Below are 14,850 nucleotides of genomic sequence, written 5' to 3'. Positions count from 1 at the left end.
AACCACCTGATCCCTTGCCGAACTCAGCAGTGAAACCGCTCAGCGCCGATGGTAGTGTGGGGCCTCCCCATGCGAGAGTAGGTCATCGTCAGGCACCTATTCTGAAACCCCAGCTTCGAACGAAGCTGGGGTTTTCTCGTTGATGGCCGCGAAAGCGTCGGCTGGATGAGCATCAGAGACTCATCCCGATAAACCCCGAGCTCGTCCAGAGCTCGGGGTTTTTTTATATGGGAAGCCGGGGAAGGTTAGCCGTCGCGGTAATGAACCCCACGACCCCCTGTGCCGTGGCCGTCGAGCCGCCCATGCACTCACCCACTTTGGTCGCTGGCGTTTCCGGGGGCTGGCCGCATCCGCTAGAATGTCATATTTCCCGTCAGGGGCATGAGCATGACCATCGGTGACCTGATCCGCCTGCTGAGCGATGGCGAGTTCCACTCCGGCGAGCAGCTGGGCGAACGGCTGGGCGTGTCGCGGGCGGCAGTATGGAAGCAGTTGCGCAAACTGGAGTCCCTGGGCATTCCCATGGAAGCGGTCAAGGGCCAGGGGTATCGCCTGGTCGAACGCCTGGAGCTGCTGGAGGGGGGCATCATCGTCGCCGGCCTCTCGCGACAGGCGCGCCCGCATCTGACGCGGCTGTTCGTGGAGGAGAGCCTGCCATCCAGCAACGCCTTCCTGCGCGAGCGTTTCTCCCAAGGGGCAGGGCACGGCGAGATCTGCCTGGTGGAGCAGCAGAGCGAAGGGCGCGGGCGCCGAGGACGCCCCTGGGTGACGCCCTGGGGGCGTACCCTGATGCTCTCGATCGGCTGGCGGGTCGAGGCGGGGGTGGCGTCGCTGGAAGGGCTGAGCCTGGCGCTGGGCGTGGCTCTCGCCAGGGTGCTCGAGCGCCACGGCGTCAGGCCTCGTCTCAAGTGGCCCAATGATGTGCTGCTGGAGGGCGATGACGGGGCGCTCGGCAAGCTGGCGGGCATCCTGGTGGAGATCAGCGGTGATGCTGCCGGCCCCTGTGAGGTGGTGCTGGGCATGGGCATCAATGTCGATCTGCCGGCGGCATTCCGTGAGGGCATTGACCAGGCCGTCGCGGCCGTCCATGACCAGGCGCCGGGGCTCTCCCGCAATGCCCTCGCCGTCGAGCTGCTGGACGAGCTGCTGCCCCTGCTGGCGGGCTTCGAGCAGCAGGGCTTCTCCGCCTGGCGTGACGACTGGAACGCCCGTCACGCCTTCGCCGGCTGCGAGGTGGAGATCCTGCAGCGGGGAACCCGGGAGTCGGCCACCGCCGGGGACGTGGATGATGCCGGCCACCTCTGGGTGCGGCAGGATGGGCGGCCGGTGCGGCTTGCTGGCGGCGAGATCAGTGTGCGGAGACGCGCATGATCCTGGACCTCGATATCGGCAACACCCTGTCCAAGTGGCGGCTCAAGGATGCCGACAGCAGCGAGATCCGCTCCCGCGGGGCGGTCTGGACCCGTGAGGAGTGGCGCCCGGGGGCGGATATCCCGGACCTCGACGTCGTCGAGGCGGTGCGCATCTCCAGCGTGGCGCGCAGGGCGGTGCTGGAGGAGACGGTGGCGCTGCTGCACCGGCGTGTCGGCACCGTGCATGTGGCGCGCTCCACGGCCGAGGCCCTGGGAGTCACCAACGGCTACGAGGAGCCCGGCCGGCTGGGGGTCGACCGCTGGATGGGGGCGCTGGCGGGTTACCATCTGGCCGGCGGCTGTTGCGCCGTGGATTGCGGTAGCGCCATCACCGTCGACTTCGTGCTGCCCGGTGGGCGCCACCTGGGCGGCTATATCCTGCCCGGGCTGCGGCTGATGAAGGAGAGTCTGAAGCTTGGTACCCGCAACGTGGCCATCGACCCGGACAGCGAGGCCGAGGAGCTGCTGGAGCCCGGCAGGCGTACCGTCGAAGCGGTCAATCACGGCATCTACATGGCGGCGGTGAGCGCGGTCAATCGCATCTACAGCGAGGTGTGTGATCAGCAGGGGGTGGCACTGCCGATGATGCTGACCGGCGGTGACGCCCGGGTGGTATCGCGGGGCATCCAGGTGCCTCATGCGGTCTGGCCGGACATGGTCTACGGTGGGCTGGAGGCCTGTTTTCCGCTGACCGCTGCCGAGCGGGCGGGACGCATGTCCGGGGCGCCTCGGGTGCCCTCGCCGGTGGCGCTGGAAAAGATCCGGGCCGCGCTTGCATTCTCGATGCTGCTTTGACACAATGCGCCGCGTTCCGGAAAGGCGCAGTCAGCAGGTTTGTCGCGCGCGGTCAAGAGGCAGAGAAAACAGGCACTTGACACCGGAAGCACAGGCGGTAGAATACACCGCCAGCTGGAGGGGTTCCCGAGTGGCCAAAGGGAGCAGACTGTAAATCTGCCGCGAAAGCTTCGAAGGTTCGAATCCTTCCCCCTCCACCAGGTTAAGCCGCACCCGATGCGTCGAGTGATGGCAAGCAAGAGTGGGTCGGCGGGCATAGTTCAATGGTAGAACCTCAGCCTTCCAAGCTGATGATGCGGGTTCGATCCCCGCTGCCCGCTCCAGGTGTTTGGCTTTGATGCCACAAGGTTGCGCTCATGTAGCTCAGGGGTAGAGCACACCCTTGGTAAGGGTGAGGTCGACGGTTCAAATCCGTCCATGAGCTCCATATCGAGAAGGCGAGCCACGGCTCGCCTTTTCTTTTTCTTTCCCACGGTGAAGTCGCGCGGGGAAGGGGTTGCCAGGAGGAGCGGCTTTCGCTATCATGGCGCCCGCTGTCGTACAGGCCGCCTGCAAAGGGTGGTCGCGGAAGCAAGTACAGGCCAGTAGCTCAATTGGCAGAGCAGCGGTCTCCAAAACCGCAGGTTGGGGGTTCGATTCCCTCCTGGCCTGCCAGTCTTCCCCAGGCTGGCGAGATCTCATATACTTTCATGTTTCGATTGCCGCACCCTGAGGAGTCTCGTTTTCATGAAGCATAACGCCGAGGTGCAGGAGTCGCGCCACGACGGGCTCAAGTGGGCGGTTGTCGTCACTCTGCTGGTCCTTGCCGTGGTCGGCAATACCTATTTCGCCGACCAGGCGCTTCTCTATCGTGTGCTCGGTGTCGTCGTGCTCAGCGTGGCGGCGGCACTGGTGGCGCTGACCACGACCAAGGGTCGTGATCTGGTCGAGCTCGCCAGGAGTGCGAAGAAGGAGATTCAGCGTGTCGTCTGGCCGACCCGGCCCGAGACCGTGCAGACCACCGCCATCGTGCTGGTGGCCGTACTGGTGGTCGGGCTGATGCTCTGGCTGATCGACACCCTTCTTGGCTGGGCGATGTCCGGCGTCATTGGTTAGGAGTTTTCATGTCCAAGCGTTGGTATGTCGTCCACGCCTACTCCGGCTTCGAGAAGCATGTCATGCGCTCGCTCATCGAGCGCGTGAAGATGCACGGCATGGAGGATCGCTTCGGCGAGATCCTGGTGCCGACCGAAGAGGTCGTCGAGGTGCGAGACGGCAAGCGTCGCAAGAGCGAGCGCAAGTTCTATCCCGGCTATGTGCTGGTCGAGATGGAGATGGATGACGAGACCTGGCACCTGGTCAACGAGACCCCGCGCGTCATGGGGTTCATCGGTGGCACCAAGGAGAAACCGGCCCCCATTAGCCGCAAGGAGGCGGATGCCATCCTCAGCCGGGTCAAGGACGGCACCGACAAGCCGAAGCCCAAGACGCTCTTCGAGCCGGGCCAGTCGGTGCGCGTCGTCGATGGACCCTTCGCCGACTTCAACGGGGTCGTCGAGGAGGTCAACTATGACAAGAGCCGTGTGCAGGTCAGCGTGCTGATCTTCGGCCGCTCTACGCCCGTCGAGCTGGAGTTTGCCCAGGTCGAGAAGGAATAGCCTTCCGGCCCTGACTGTTTCGTGACAACCACCCACGGGTGGTTGTGTAACCCGGGGAGCCGCAAGGCGCTACTACCCAACTGGAGTCCATCATGGCCAAGAAAGTACAGGCTTACATCAAGCTGCAGGTGGCAGCTGGCAAGGCCAACCCGAGTCCCCCCGTGGGCCCCGCGCTGGGCCAGCACGGTGTCAACATCATGGAGTTCTGCAAGTCGTTCAACGCCGCGACCCAGGACATCGAGCCGGGCCTGCCGACCCCCGTGGTCATTACCGTCTACTCGGACCGCAGCTTCACCTTCATCACCAAGACCCCGCCCGCCGCGGTCCTGCTGAAGAAGGCGGCCGGCATCAAGTCCGGCTCCGGCGAGCCGAACAAGACCAAAGTCGGCACCGTGACCCGCGAGCAGCTCGAGGAGATCGCCAAGACCAAGGAGCCGGACCTGACGGCTGCCGATCTCGACGCCGCGGTGCGTACCATTGCCGGTAGTGCCCGCAGCATGGGCCTGAACGTGGAGGGTCTCTGATCATGGCCAAGCTTACCAAGCGTGCACAGCAGATTCGCGAGAAGGTCGACGCCAACCGCACCTACTCCCTCGACGAGGCCGTGGCCTTGCTCTCCGAGCTCTCCACCGTCAAGTTCAAGGAATCCCTGGACGTCGCCATCAACCTGGGCGTCGACCCGCGTAAGTCCGACCAGGTCGTGCGTGGCGCCACGGTCATGCCCAACGGTACCGGCAAGGACGTGCGTGTCGCGGTCTTCACCCAGGGTGCCAACGTCGATGCCGCTAAGGAAGCCGGTGCCGACATCGTCGGCATGGACGACCTGGCCGAGCAGGTCAAGAAGGGCCAGCTGGACTTCGATGTGGTCATCGCCTCGCCGGACGCCATGCGGGTCGTCGGCCAGCTCGGCCAGATCCTCGGTCCGCGCGGCCTGATGCCCAACCCCAAGGTCGGCACCGTGACGCCTGACGTGGCCACTGCCGTCAAGAACGCCAAGGCCGGCCAGGTGCGCTTCCGGACCGACAAAAACGGCATCATCCATACCACCCTGGGCAAGGTCGACTTCGACATCTCTGCCATCCAGGGCAACCTGGAGGCGCTGGTCGCCGACCTGAAGCGGCTCAAGCCGAGCACGTCCAAGGGTATTTATCTCAAGAAAGTCACCGTGTCCAGCACCATGGGTCCGGGGCTGACCATCGATCATTCCGCCCTGGCTTGATCGGGCGGTGATCGAGACGATTGCAGGAACTTTGCGGTCCCCGTGCCGGGCTATCCTCGCCGGCGGGGCATCGTCAAAGACCGCAGGTGCCGCGTCTCTTGCGAGCGCGGCTTAATCTTCCCCGGGAAGGCCTGCGCAGATGGTGTGGCCGCCAGGTATCTGGTGAGCACCATCACCCAGGACTCCCGACCTCCGGTCGGGAGAGATGGTAACCACCGGAATCCTCTCGTGAGGTTCCGGCACGAAGGAGTGATCACTGTGCCACTAGCACTCGAAGGCAAGAAGGCAATTGTTGCCGAGGTCAGTGAAGCGGCCAAGGATGCGCTCTCCGTCGTCGTTGCCGATTCTCGTGGCGTCGCGGTCAGCGCGATGACCGACCTGCGCAAGCAGGCCCGCGAGAATGGCGTGCAGATCCGTGTTGTCCGCAACACCCTGGCACGCCGCGCCCTGTCCGGAACTCCCTGGGAGATTCTGGACGAGACCTTTTCCGGTCCGACCATGCTGGCCTTCTCCTACGAGCACCCGGGCGCTGCCGCCCGCCTGTTCAAGGAGTTCGCCAAGGGTCAGAAGGAGTTCGAGGTCAAGGCGCTGGCCTACGAAGGTGAGCTGATCCCGGCAAGCGACATCGACCGTCTGGCAACCCTGCCGACCTACGATGAGGCGATCGCCAAGCTGATGTCCGTCATGAAGGAAGCGTCTGCCGGCAAGCTGGTCCGTACCCTCGCGGCGCTGCGAGACCAGAAGCAGGAAGAGGCCGCCTGAACGGCGAACTCTTGCGCTCAGCCCGAATCGAACATTGAATCCCCGAGCCATCGCGATGCCGAGGCTCCCGCAAAGTTAGGAATCTAGACAATGGCACTGACCAAAGAAGACATCATCAACGCCGTCGCCGACATGTCCGTCATGGAAGTGGCCGAGCTGATCGAGGCCATGGAAGAGAAGTTCGGTGTCTCTGCTGCCGCCGCCGTCGTGGCTGGCCCGGGTGGCGGTGAAGCCGATGTCGAGGAAGAGCAGACCGAGTTCGACGTCGTGCTGACCGGCGCTGGCGAGAAGAAAGTCAATGTGATCAAGGCGGTCCGCGAGATCACCGGCCTGGGCCTCAAGGAAGCCAAGGGTGCCGTCGACGGCGCGCCGGCGACCATCAAGGAAGGCCTGTCCAAGGACGACGCCGAAGCGGCAAAGAAGAAGCTGGAAGACGCCGGCGCGAGCGTGGAGCTCAAGTAACCCTTGTGCCCATGGCTTCACGCGCTGCGTAAGCTTCCACGGCTGGTGGCGGGACACCCGCTGCCGGCCTTTTTCTGTTGTCACTAGCCGGTTGCCCTCGGGCCACCGCTAGCCGAATTCCGACGGCGAGCCTCCTGGTGGAGGCTTGCCGTCAGCGCCTGACGGAGCCGTACCCGTCGGGTGACGCCGACACGCATCGGTCACCCATGGTGAACAAGCTGGGGAATACAGATGGCTTACTCATACACTGAGAAAAAACGCATCCGCAAGGATTTCGGCAAACTGCCCCAAGTGATGGATGTGCCTTACCTGCTGGCCATCCAGCTTGATTCCTACTACGAGTTTCTCCAGCAGGATCGCTCACCCGAAGAACGCCTGGAAATCGGCTTGCATGCCGCTTTCAAATCGGTCTTCCCGATCGCGAGCTTCTCCGGCAACGCTGCCCTGGAGTATGTCAGCTACCGTTTCGGCACTCCGGCCTTCGACGTCAAGGAGTGTCAACTGCGTGGCGTCACCTATTCGGCTCCCCTGCGCGTCAAGGTTCGCCTGATCATCTACGACAAGGATTCGTCGAACAAAGCGATCAAGGACATCAAGGAGCAGGAAGTCTACATGGGGGAGATCCCCCTGATGACCGAGAACGGTACCTTCGTCATCAATGGTACCGAGCGTGTCATCGTCTCCCAGCTGCACCGTTCGCCCGGCGTGTTCTTCGACCACGACAAGGGCAAGAGCCACTCCTCCGGGAAGCTCCTGTATTCTGCTCGGGTGATCCCCTACCGCGGTTCCTGGCTCGACTTCGAGTTCGACCCCAAGGACAGCGTCTTCGTGCGCATCGACCGTCGCCGCAAGCTGCCGGCCACGGTGCTGCTGCGCGCGCTGGGCATGAGCGCCGAGCAGATCCTCGGCGAATTCTTCGAGCTCAGCACCTTCCACCTCGAGAAGTCCGGCTTCTCCGTGGAACTGGTCCCCTCGCGCCTACGCGGTGAGACCGCCACCTTCGACATCAAGGACGGCGACGGCGACGGCGACGGCAACGTCATCGTCGAGGAAGGCCGCCGGATCACCCAGAAGCACATTCGTCAGCTGGAAAAGGCTGGCCTCGAGCGCCTCGACGTGCCGATGGACTACCTGTTCGGCAAGACCCTGGCCAAGGATCAGGTCGACCCGAATACCGGCGAGTTGATCTGCCCGTGCAATACCGAGATCACCCCCGAGCTGCTGGAGAAGATCGGCCAGGCGGGCATCACCACCCTCGAGACGCTCTACACCAACGACCTCGACTGTGGCCCCTTCATCTCCGACACCCTCAAGCTGGACACCACCGGGTCCCGCCTCGAGGCGCTGGTCGAGATCTACCGCATGATGCGCCCCGGCGAGCCGCCCACCAAGGAGGCCGCCGAGACGCTGTTCAACAACCTGTTTTTCAGCGAGGACCGCTACGACCTATCGGGCGTGGGTCGCATGAAATTCAACCGCCGCCTGCGTCGCGATAGCGACACCGGTTCCGGCGTGCTGAACCAGCAGGACATCCTCGACGTGCTGCGCGAGATGATCGCGATCCGCAACGGCTTCGGTGACGTCGACGACATCGACCACCTGGGCAACCGTCGCATCCGCTGCGTCGGCGAGATGGCCGAGAATCAGTTCCGCGTGGGCCTGGTGCGCGTCGAGCGCGCGGTCAAGGAACGCCTCTCCATGGCCGAGAGCGAAGGCCTGATGCCCCAGGATCTGATCAATGCCAAGCCCGTAGCGGCAGCGGTCAAGGAGTTCTTCGGCTCCAGCCAGCTCTCCCAGTTCATGGACCAGAACAACCCGCTCTCCGAGGTCACCCACAAGCGCCGCGTCTCGGCGCTCGGCCCGGGTGGCCTGACCCGTGAGCGGGCCGGCTTCGAGGTGCGTGACGTCCACGCCACCCACTATGGCCGCCTGTGTCCGATCGAGACGCCGGAAGGCCCGAATATCGGCCTGATCAACTCCCTGGCCACCTACAGCCACACCAACAGCTACGGCTTCCTCGAGACGCCGTACCGCAAGGTCATGGACGGCCTGGTGACCGACGACGTGGTGCATCTCTCGGCCATCGAAGAGGGCGACTTCGTTATCGCCCAGGCCTCCGCCACCGTGGACGAGGCGAACAAGCTGGTCGACGACCTGGTGCAGGTCCGCCACCGCGGCGAGACCACCTTCATGCGTCCCGAGCAGGTCACCCTGATGGATGTGTCGCCGCGCCAGGTGGTCTCCGTGGCTGCGGCGCTGATCCCCTTCCTCGAGCACGACGACGCCAACCGCGCCCTGATGGGGGCCAACATGCAGCGTCAGGCCGTGCCGACCCTGCGTGCCGACAAGCCGCTGGTGGGCACCGGCATGGAGCGCTTCGTGGCGCGCGACTCCGGCGTCTGCGAGGTGGCCCGCCGCGGCGGGGTAATCGACTCGGTCGACGCCAAGCGCATCGTGGTGCGGGTCAGCGAGGACGAGATCATCGGCGGCGAGGCCGGCGTCGACATCTACAACCTGACCAAGTACCTGCGCTCCAACCAGAACACCTGCATGAACCAGCGGCCCATCGTGCGCCCCGGTGACCAGGTGCACCGTGGTGACATCCTGGCCGACGGTCCCTCCGTGGACATGGGTGACCTGGCCCTGGGCCAGAACATGCGCATCGCCTTCATGCCGTGGAACGGCTACAACTTCGAGGATTCCATCCTGCTCTCCGAGAGGGCGGTCCAGGAGGATCGCTTCACCACCATCCACATCCAGGAGCTGACCTGCGTCTCCCGCGACACCAAGCTGGGGTCGGAGGAGATCACTTCCGACATTCCCAACGTCGGCGAGTCGGCGCTGGGCAAGCTGGACGAGGCCGGGGTGGTCTACATCGGCGCCGAAGTCGGCGCCGGCGACATCCTGGTGGGCAAAGTGACGCCCAAGGGCGAGACCCAGCTGACCCCGGAAGAGAAGCTGCTGCGGGCCATCTTCGGCGAGAAGGCGTCCGACGTGAAGGACACCTCGCTGCGTGCCCCGACCGGCATGAAGGGCACCGTCATCGACGTCCAGGTGTTCACCCGCGACGGCGTGGAGAAGGACTCCCGAGCGCTCTCCATCGAGCAGATGCAGCTCGATGAGGTGCGCAAGGACCTCCAGGAGACCTACCGCATCGCCGAGGATGCCACCTTCGAGCGCCTCAAGCGCACCCTCTCCGGCCAGGTCGTCAACGGCGGCCCCAGGCTGAAGAAGGGCGACGCGCTCTCCGACAGCTACCTCGAGGAGTTGCCGCGCCAGCAGTGGTTCAAGCTGCGCCTGCAGGACGAGACCTTCAACGAGCTGCTGGCCCAGGCCGACGAGCAACTGGAGAGCCGTCGCAAGGAAATGGACGAGCGCTTCGAGGACAAGAAGCGCAAGCTCACCCAGGGCGACGACCTGGCGCCGGGCGTGTTGAAGATCGTCAAGGTCTACCTGGCGATCAAGCGCCGCCTGCAGCCGGGCGACAAGATGGCCGGCCGTCACGGCAACAAGGGCGTCATCTCGGCGATCATGCCCATCGAGGACATGCCCTTCGACGACAACGGCGAGCCCATCGATGTGGTGCTCAACCCGCTGGGCGTGCCCTCGCGGATGAACGTGGGCCAGATCCTCGAGACCCACCTGGGCATGGCGGCCCGCGGCCTCGGCGTCAAGATCGAGGGGCTGTTGCGCGACGCCCGCGAGCAGCAGGTGGCCGAGATCCGCGACTTCCTGGGGCAGGTCTACAACACTACCCAGGGGACCCGCGTCGAGGAGCTCGACTCGCTCACCGACGAGGAGGTGATCGCCCTGGCGAAGAACCTCAAGGGCGGCGTGCCGATGTCCACCCCGGTGTTCGACGGTGCCCAGGAGCACGAGATCAAGCACCTGCTGCGCCTCGCCGATCTGCCGGAGTCGGGCCAGATGACGCTCTACGACGGGCGTACCGGCGATGCCTTCGACCGCCCGGTGACCGTGGGCTACATGTACATGCTCAAGCTCAACCACCTGGTGGATGACAAGATGCACGCGCGCTCCACCGGTTCCTACTCCCTGGTCACCCAGCAGCCGTTGGGCGGCAAGGCGCAGTTCGGTGGACAGCGCTTCGGCGAGATGGAGGTCTGGGCCCTGGAGGCCTACGGCGCGGCCTACACGCTCCAGGAGATGCTCACCGTCAAGTCTGACGACGTGGAAGGACGCACCAAGATGTACAAGAGCATCGTGGACGGCGACCACACCATGCAGGCGGGCATGCCGGAATCCTTCAACGTGCTGGTGAAGGAAATCCGCTCGCTGGGCATCGATATCGAGTTAGAGAGCTAGGAGCCTCCCAATGAAAGATTTGGTGAAAGTCCTCAAATCGCAGTCTCAGGCCGACGAGTTCGACGCCATCAAGATCACGCTGGCGTCGCCGGCGATGATCCGCTCCTGGTCGTTCGGCGAGGTCAAGAAACCCGAGACCATCAACTACCGCACCTTCAAGCCGGAGCGGGACGGCCTGTTCTGTGCCAAGATCTTCGGCCCGGTGAAGGATTACGAGTGCCTGTGCGGCAAGTACAAGCGCATGAAGCACCGCGGCATCATCTGCGAGAAGTGCGGCGTCGAGGTCACCAAGGCGGCGGTGCGCCGCGAGCGCATGGGCCACATCGAGCTGGCAAGCCCGGTCGCCCACATCTGGTTCCTCAAGTCGCTGCCGTCGCGCATCGGCATGTTCCTGGACATGACCCTGCGTGACATCGAGCGCGTGCTCTACTTCGAGAGCTTCATGGTCATCGATCCGGGCATGACCACTCTCGAGCGCGGCCAGCTGCTCAATGACGAGCAGTACTTCGAGGCCCTCGAGGAGTTCGGCGACGACTTCGACGCCCGCATGGGGGCCGAGGCCGTCCAGGCGCTGCTCAAGGACATCGACCTCGAGGAGGAGATCGGTCGCCTGCGCGAGGAGATCCCGCAGACCAACTCCGAGACCAAGATCAAGAAGCTCTCCAAGCGCCTCAAACTGCTGGAGGCCTTCCAGGGCTCCGGCAACGACCCGGCGTGGATGGTCATGGAGGTGCTGCCGGTGCTGCCGCCGGACCTGCGCCCGTTGGTGCCGCTGGACGGTGGCCGCTTCGCGACCTCGGACCTCAACGATCTGTACCGTCGCGTGATCAACCGCAACAACCGCCTCAAGCGGCTGCTCGACCTCAATGCGCCGGACATCATCGTGCGCAACGAGAAGCGCATGCTGCAGGAGTCGGTGGACGCCCTGCTCGACAACGGCCGCCGCGGCAGGGCCATCACGGGGTCCAACAAGCGCCCGCTGAAGTCCCTGGCCGACATGATCAAGGGCAAGCAGGGCCGCTTCCGCCAGAACCTGCTGGGCAAGCGCGTCGACTACTCAGGCCGCTCGGTGATCACCGTGGGCCCGACCCTGCGCCTGCACCAGTGTGGCCTGCCCAAGAAGATGGCGCTGGAGCTGTTCAAGCCGTTCATCTACTCCAAGCTGCAGAGCCTCGGCTATGCCTCCACCATCAAGGCCGCCAAGAAGATGGTCGAGCGCGAGACGGCGGAGGTGTGGGACATCCTCGCCGATGTCATCCGCGAGCACCCGGTGCTGCTCAACCGCGCCCCGACTCTGCACCGCCTCGGCATCCAGGCCTTCGAGCCGCTACTGATCGAGGGCAAGGCGATCCAGCTGCACCCGCTGGTGTGTGCCGCCTACAACGCCGACTTCGACGGTGACCAGATGGCGGTGCACGTGCCGCTGACCCTGGAGGCCCAGCTCGAGGCCCGCGCGCTGATGATGGCCACCAACAACGTGCTGTCACCGGCCAACGGCGAGCCGATCATCGTGCCGTCCCAGGACGTGGTGCTGGGCCTGTATTACATGACCCGCGAGCGCATCAACGACAAGGGCGAGGGCATGGTGTTCTCCGGCCTCGACGAGGTAGAGCGCGCCTTCGGCACCCAGAGCGTGTCGATGCATGCCCGCGTCACGGTGCGCCTCGACGAGGTGGATATCGACGAGGAGACCGGCGAGAGGAGCGACCACCGCCGCCTCTACGACACCACCGTGGGCCGTGCGCTGCTGTTCCGCATCCTGCCCGAGGGCGTGCCCTTCGCGCTGGTCGACCAGCCGATGAAGAAGAAGGCCATCTCGAGGTTGATCAACGAGGTCTATCGCCGCGCCGGCCTCAAGCCGACGGTGATCTTCGCCGACCAGCTGATGTACACCGGCTTCCGACTGGCCACCTGGTCTGGCGCCTCCATCGGCGTCAACGACTTCGTCATCCCGGACGCCAAGGCCGAGATCGTCGAGGCCGCCGAGGACGAGGTGAAGGAGATCGAGGACCAGTTCTCTTCCGGTCTCGTCACCGCCGGCGAGAAGTACAACAAGGTCATCGACATCTGGGCCCGGGCCAACGACCAGGTCGCCAAGGCGATGATGGCCGGGATCTCCAAGGAGACCGTGGTGGACCGCGATGGCAAGGAGGTCGAGCAGGACTCCTTCAACAGCGTGTTCATCATGGCCGACTCCGGGGCCCGGGGTAGCGCCGCCCAGATCCGTCAGCTGGCGGGCATGCGCGGCCTGATGGCCAAGCCGGATGGCTCGATCATCGAGACCCCGATCGTCGCCAACTTCCGCGAGGGCCTGAACGTCCTCCAGTACTTCATCTCGACCCACGGCGCGCGCAAGGGTCTGGCGGACACGGCACTCAAGACCGCCAACTCCGGTTACCTGACCCGTCGCCTGGTCGACGTGGCCCAGGACATGGTGATCACCGAGCCCGACTGCGGCACCGAGCGCGGCCTGACACTGCACCCGGTCATCGAGGGCGGCGACATCATCGTCTCCCTGGCCCAGCGTGTGCTGGGTCGGGTGGTGGCCCAGGATGTCCTGGACCCGAATGGCGAGGATGTGCTCATTCCGCGTGGCACCCTGCTCGACGAGAAGTGGTGTGCGGAACTCGACACCATGGGGGTCGACGAGATCGTGGTGCGCAGCACCATCTCCTGCCAAACCGCTCATGGCGTCTGCTCGTCCTGTTACGGTCGCGACCTGGCGCGTGGCCACCAGGTCAACATCGGCGAATCCGTGGGCGTCATCGCCGCCCAGTCGATCGGCGAGCCGGGCACCCAGCTGACCATGCGCACCTTCCACATCGGCGGGGCGGCCTCCCGGGCCTCCGCGGTGGACAGCGTCCAGGTCAAGCACGGCGGCAAGGTGCGCCTGCACAACATCAAGCACGTCGAGCGCAGCGACGGCAAACTGGTGGTGGTGTCCCGCTCCAGCGCCCTGGCCGTGGCCGACGATCACGGCCGCGAGCGTGAGTACTACAAGCTGCCCTACGGTGCCGAGCTGGACGTGCGTGACGGCGACAGCGTCGAGGCCGGCCAGGCCGTGGCCAAGTGGGACCCGCACACCCACCCGATCATTGTCGAGGCCGAGGGGCAGGTGCAGTACAGCGACCTCGACGAGGGCGTCACCATGCACCGCAGCGTGGACGAGATGACCGGCCTCTCCTCCATCGAGGTCATCGAGTCGGCGGCACGTCCCATGGCCGGCCGCGACAAGCGCCCGATGGTCCTGCTGACCGACGCCGCCGGTGCGCCAGTCACCGTTTCCGGTTCCGACACGCCGGTGCAGTACCCGCTGCCCGGCAAGGCGATCATCACCGTCGACAATGGCTCGAAGATCGGCGTCGGCGAAGTGGTGGCGCGTATCCCGGTGGAAGCCACCGGCAACAAGGACATCACCGGGGGTCTGCCGCGCGTCGCCGACCTGTTCGAGGCGCGCAAGCCGAAGGAGCCGGCGATCCTTGCCGAGATCAGCGGCGTGATCAGCTTCGGCAAGGAGACCAAGGGCAAGCGGCGCCTGGCCATTACCCCGGAAGACGGGGATCCCTTCGAGATGCTGATCCCGAAGTGGCGCCAGATCGCGGTCTTCGAGGGCGAGTCGGTCGAGAAGGGCGAGGTGATCTCGGACGGTCCGAGCAACCCGCACGACATCCTGCGGCTGCTGGGCATCGCCGAGCTGGCCAAGTACATCACCACCGAGGTGCAGGACGTCTACCGCCTGCAGGGCGTGGGCATCAACGACAAGCACATCGAGGTGATCGTGCGTCAGATGCTGCGCAAGGTGGAGATCTCCGACGCCGGCGACAGCGACTTCATCCCGGGCGATCAGGCCGAACTGGTCCGCGTGCTCGAGCAGAACGCGCGCCTGGAGAAGGAAGAGAAGTTCCCGGCCAAGTACCAGCGGCTGCTGCTGGGGATCACCAAGGCCAGCCTGGCCACCGAGTCGTTCATCTCCGCGGCCTCCTTCCAGGAGACCACGCGGGTGCTGACCGAGGCGGCAGTCACCGGCAAGCGCGACTACCTGCGCGGCCTGAAGGAGAACGTGGTGGTGGGACGCCTGATCCCGGCCGGTACCGGTCTGACTCACCACGCGGAGCGTCGCCGCAAGCGTGAAGACGCCGAGCGGCTGCTCCACCCGTCGGCCTACGAGGTCGAGCAGGAGCTGGGCGCCCAGCTCACCGCGCTGGACTCGGACGACGACGAGATCTGACGCCCGTGTCGC

General features: G+C 65.0%; 10 protein-coding genes, 4 tRNA genes and 1 rRNA gene. All 15 read left to right on the top strand.

The window, feature by feature from the left end; all coding sequences use genetic code 11:
- A 5S ribosomal RNA gene (rrf, locus tag OP497_RS11615) occupies positions 1-94 on the top strand; the annotation flags it as partial.
- A 293-nt stretch (positions 95-387) separates the two neighbouring features.
- Positions 388-1,371: a biotin--[acetyl-CoA-carboxylase] ligase gene (locus OP497_RS11610; protein WP_280548524.1), complete on the top strand. Its 984-nt coding sequence runs from the start codon at positions 388-390 to the stop codon at positions 1,369-1,371.
- The gene (locus OP497_RS11605) at positions 1,368-2,207 is read left to right on the top strand and encodes a type III pantothenate kinase (RefSeq protein ID WP_280548522.1); all 840 of its coding nucleotides are present in this window, start codon (positions 1,368-1,370) and stop codon (positions 2,205-2,207) included. The genes OP497_RS11610 and OP497_RS11605 overlap by 4 nt, the downstream gene beginning before the upstream one ends.
- A gap of 116 nt (positions 2,208-2,323) precedes the next feature.
- Positions 2,324-2,407, top strand: a tRNA-Tyr gene (locus tag OP497_RS11600).
- Between the two features lie 49 nt (positions 2,408-2,456).
- Positions 2,457-2,530, top strand: a tRNA-Gly gene (locus OP497_RS11595).
- 29 nt (positions 2,531-2,559) lie between these two features.
- A tRNA-Thr gene (locus tag OP497_RS11590) sits at positions 2,560-2,634 on the top strand.
- 151 nt (positions 2,635-2,785) lie between these two features.
- Positions 2,786-2,861 (top strand) — tRNA-Trp (locus tag OP497_RS11585).
- 72 nt (positions 2,862-2,933) lie between these two features.
- Positions 2,934-3,302, top strand: a complete 369-nt coding sequence (secE, locus tag OP497_RS11580) for a preprotein translocase subunit SecE (RefSeq protein WP_133636922.1) — start codon at positions 2,934-2,936, stop codon at positions 3,300-3,302.
- 8 nt (positions 3,303-3,310) lie between these two features.
- Positions 3,311-3,844 carry a transcription termination/antitermination protein NusG gene (nusG, locus tag OP497_RS11575; RefSeq protein ID WP_280548517.1) on the top strand — a complete coding sequence of 178 codons (534 nt, stop codon included), beginning with the start codon at positions 3,311-3,313 and terminating at the stop codon, positions 3,842-3,844.
- A 92-nt stretch (positions 3,845-3,936) separates the two neighbouring features.
- Entirely contained in the window at positions 3,937-4,368 is a 432-nt protein-coding gene (rplK, locus tag OP497_RS11570) for a 50S ribosomal protein L11 (RefSeq protein WP_106232368.1), read from the top strand.
- Positions 4,369-4,370: 2 nt separating this feature from the next.
- The gene (gene rplA, locus OP497_RS11565; protein ID WP_280548514.1) at positions 4,371-5,063 is read left to right on the top strand and encodes a 50S ribosomal protein L1; all 693 of its coding nucleotides are present in this window, start codon (positions 4,371-4,373) and stop codon (positions 5,061-5,063) included.
- Positions 5,064-5,321: 258 nt separating this feature from the next.
- Entirely contained in the window at positions 5,322-5,825 is a 504-nt protein-coding gene (rplJ, locus tag OP497_RS11560; RefSeq protein ID WP_071943769.1) for a 50S ribosomal protein L10, read from the top strand.
- A 90-nt stretch (positions 5,826-5,915) separates the two neighbouring features.
- Positions 5,916-6,287: a 50S ribosomal protein L7/L12 gene (gene rplL / locus OP497_RS11555; RefSeq protein WP_280548513.1), complete on the top strand. Its 372-nt coding sequence runs from the start codon at positions 5,916-5,918 to the stop codon at positions 6,285-6,287.
- A 231-nt stretch (positions 6,288-6,518) separates the two neighbouring features.
- Positions 6,519-10,610 (top strand): DNA-directed RNA polymerase subunit beta, encoded by a 4,092-nt coding sequence (gene rpoB, locus OP497_RS11550; protein WP_280548512.1) that lies wholly within the window; start codon positions 6,519-6,521, stop codon positions 10,608-10,610.
- Positions 10,611-10,620: 10 nt separating this feature from the next.
- Positions 10,621-14,838, top strand: coding sequence for a DNA-directed RNA polymerase subunit beta' (gene rpoC / locus OP497_RS11545; protein WP_280548511.1), 4,218 nt, complete (start codon positions 10,621-10,623; stop codon positions 14,836-14,838).
- Positions 14,839-14,850: the final 12 nt, after the last annotated feature.

This window comes from Halomonas sp. 11-S5 (assembly GCF_029889825.1).
Classification (GTDB): domain Bacteria; phylum Pseudomonadota; class Gammaproteobacteria; order Pseudomonadales; family Halomonadaceae; genus Halomonas.
Note: the sequence above shows the minus strand (reverse complement) of the source record. Positions and strands in the feature narration are given on the sequence as shown.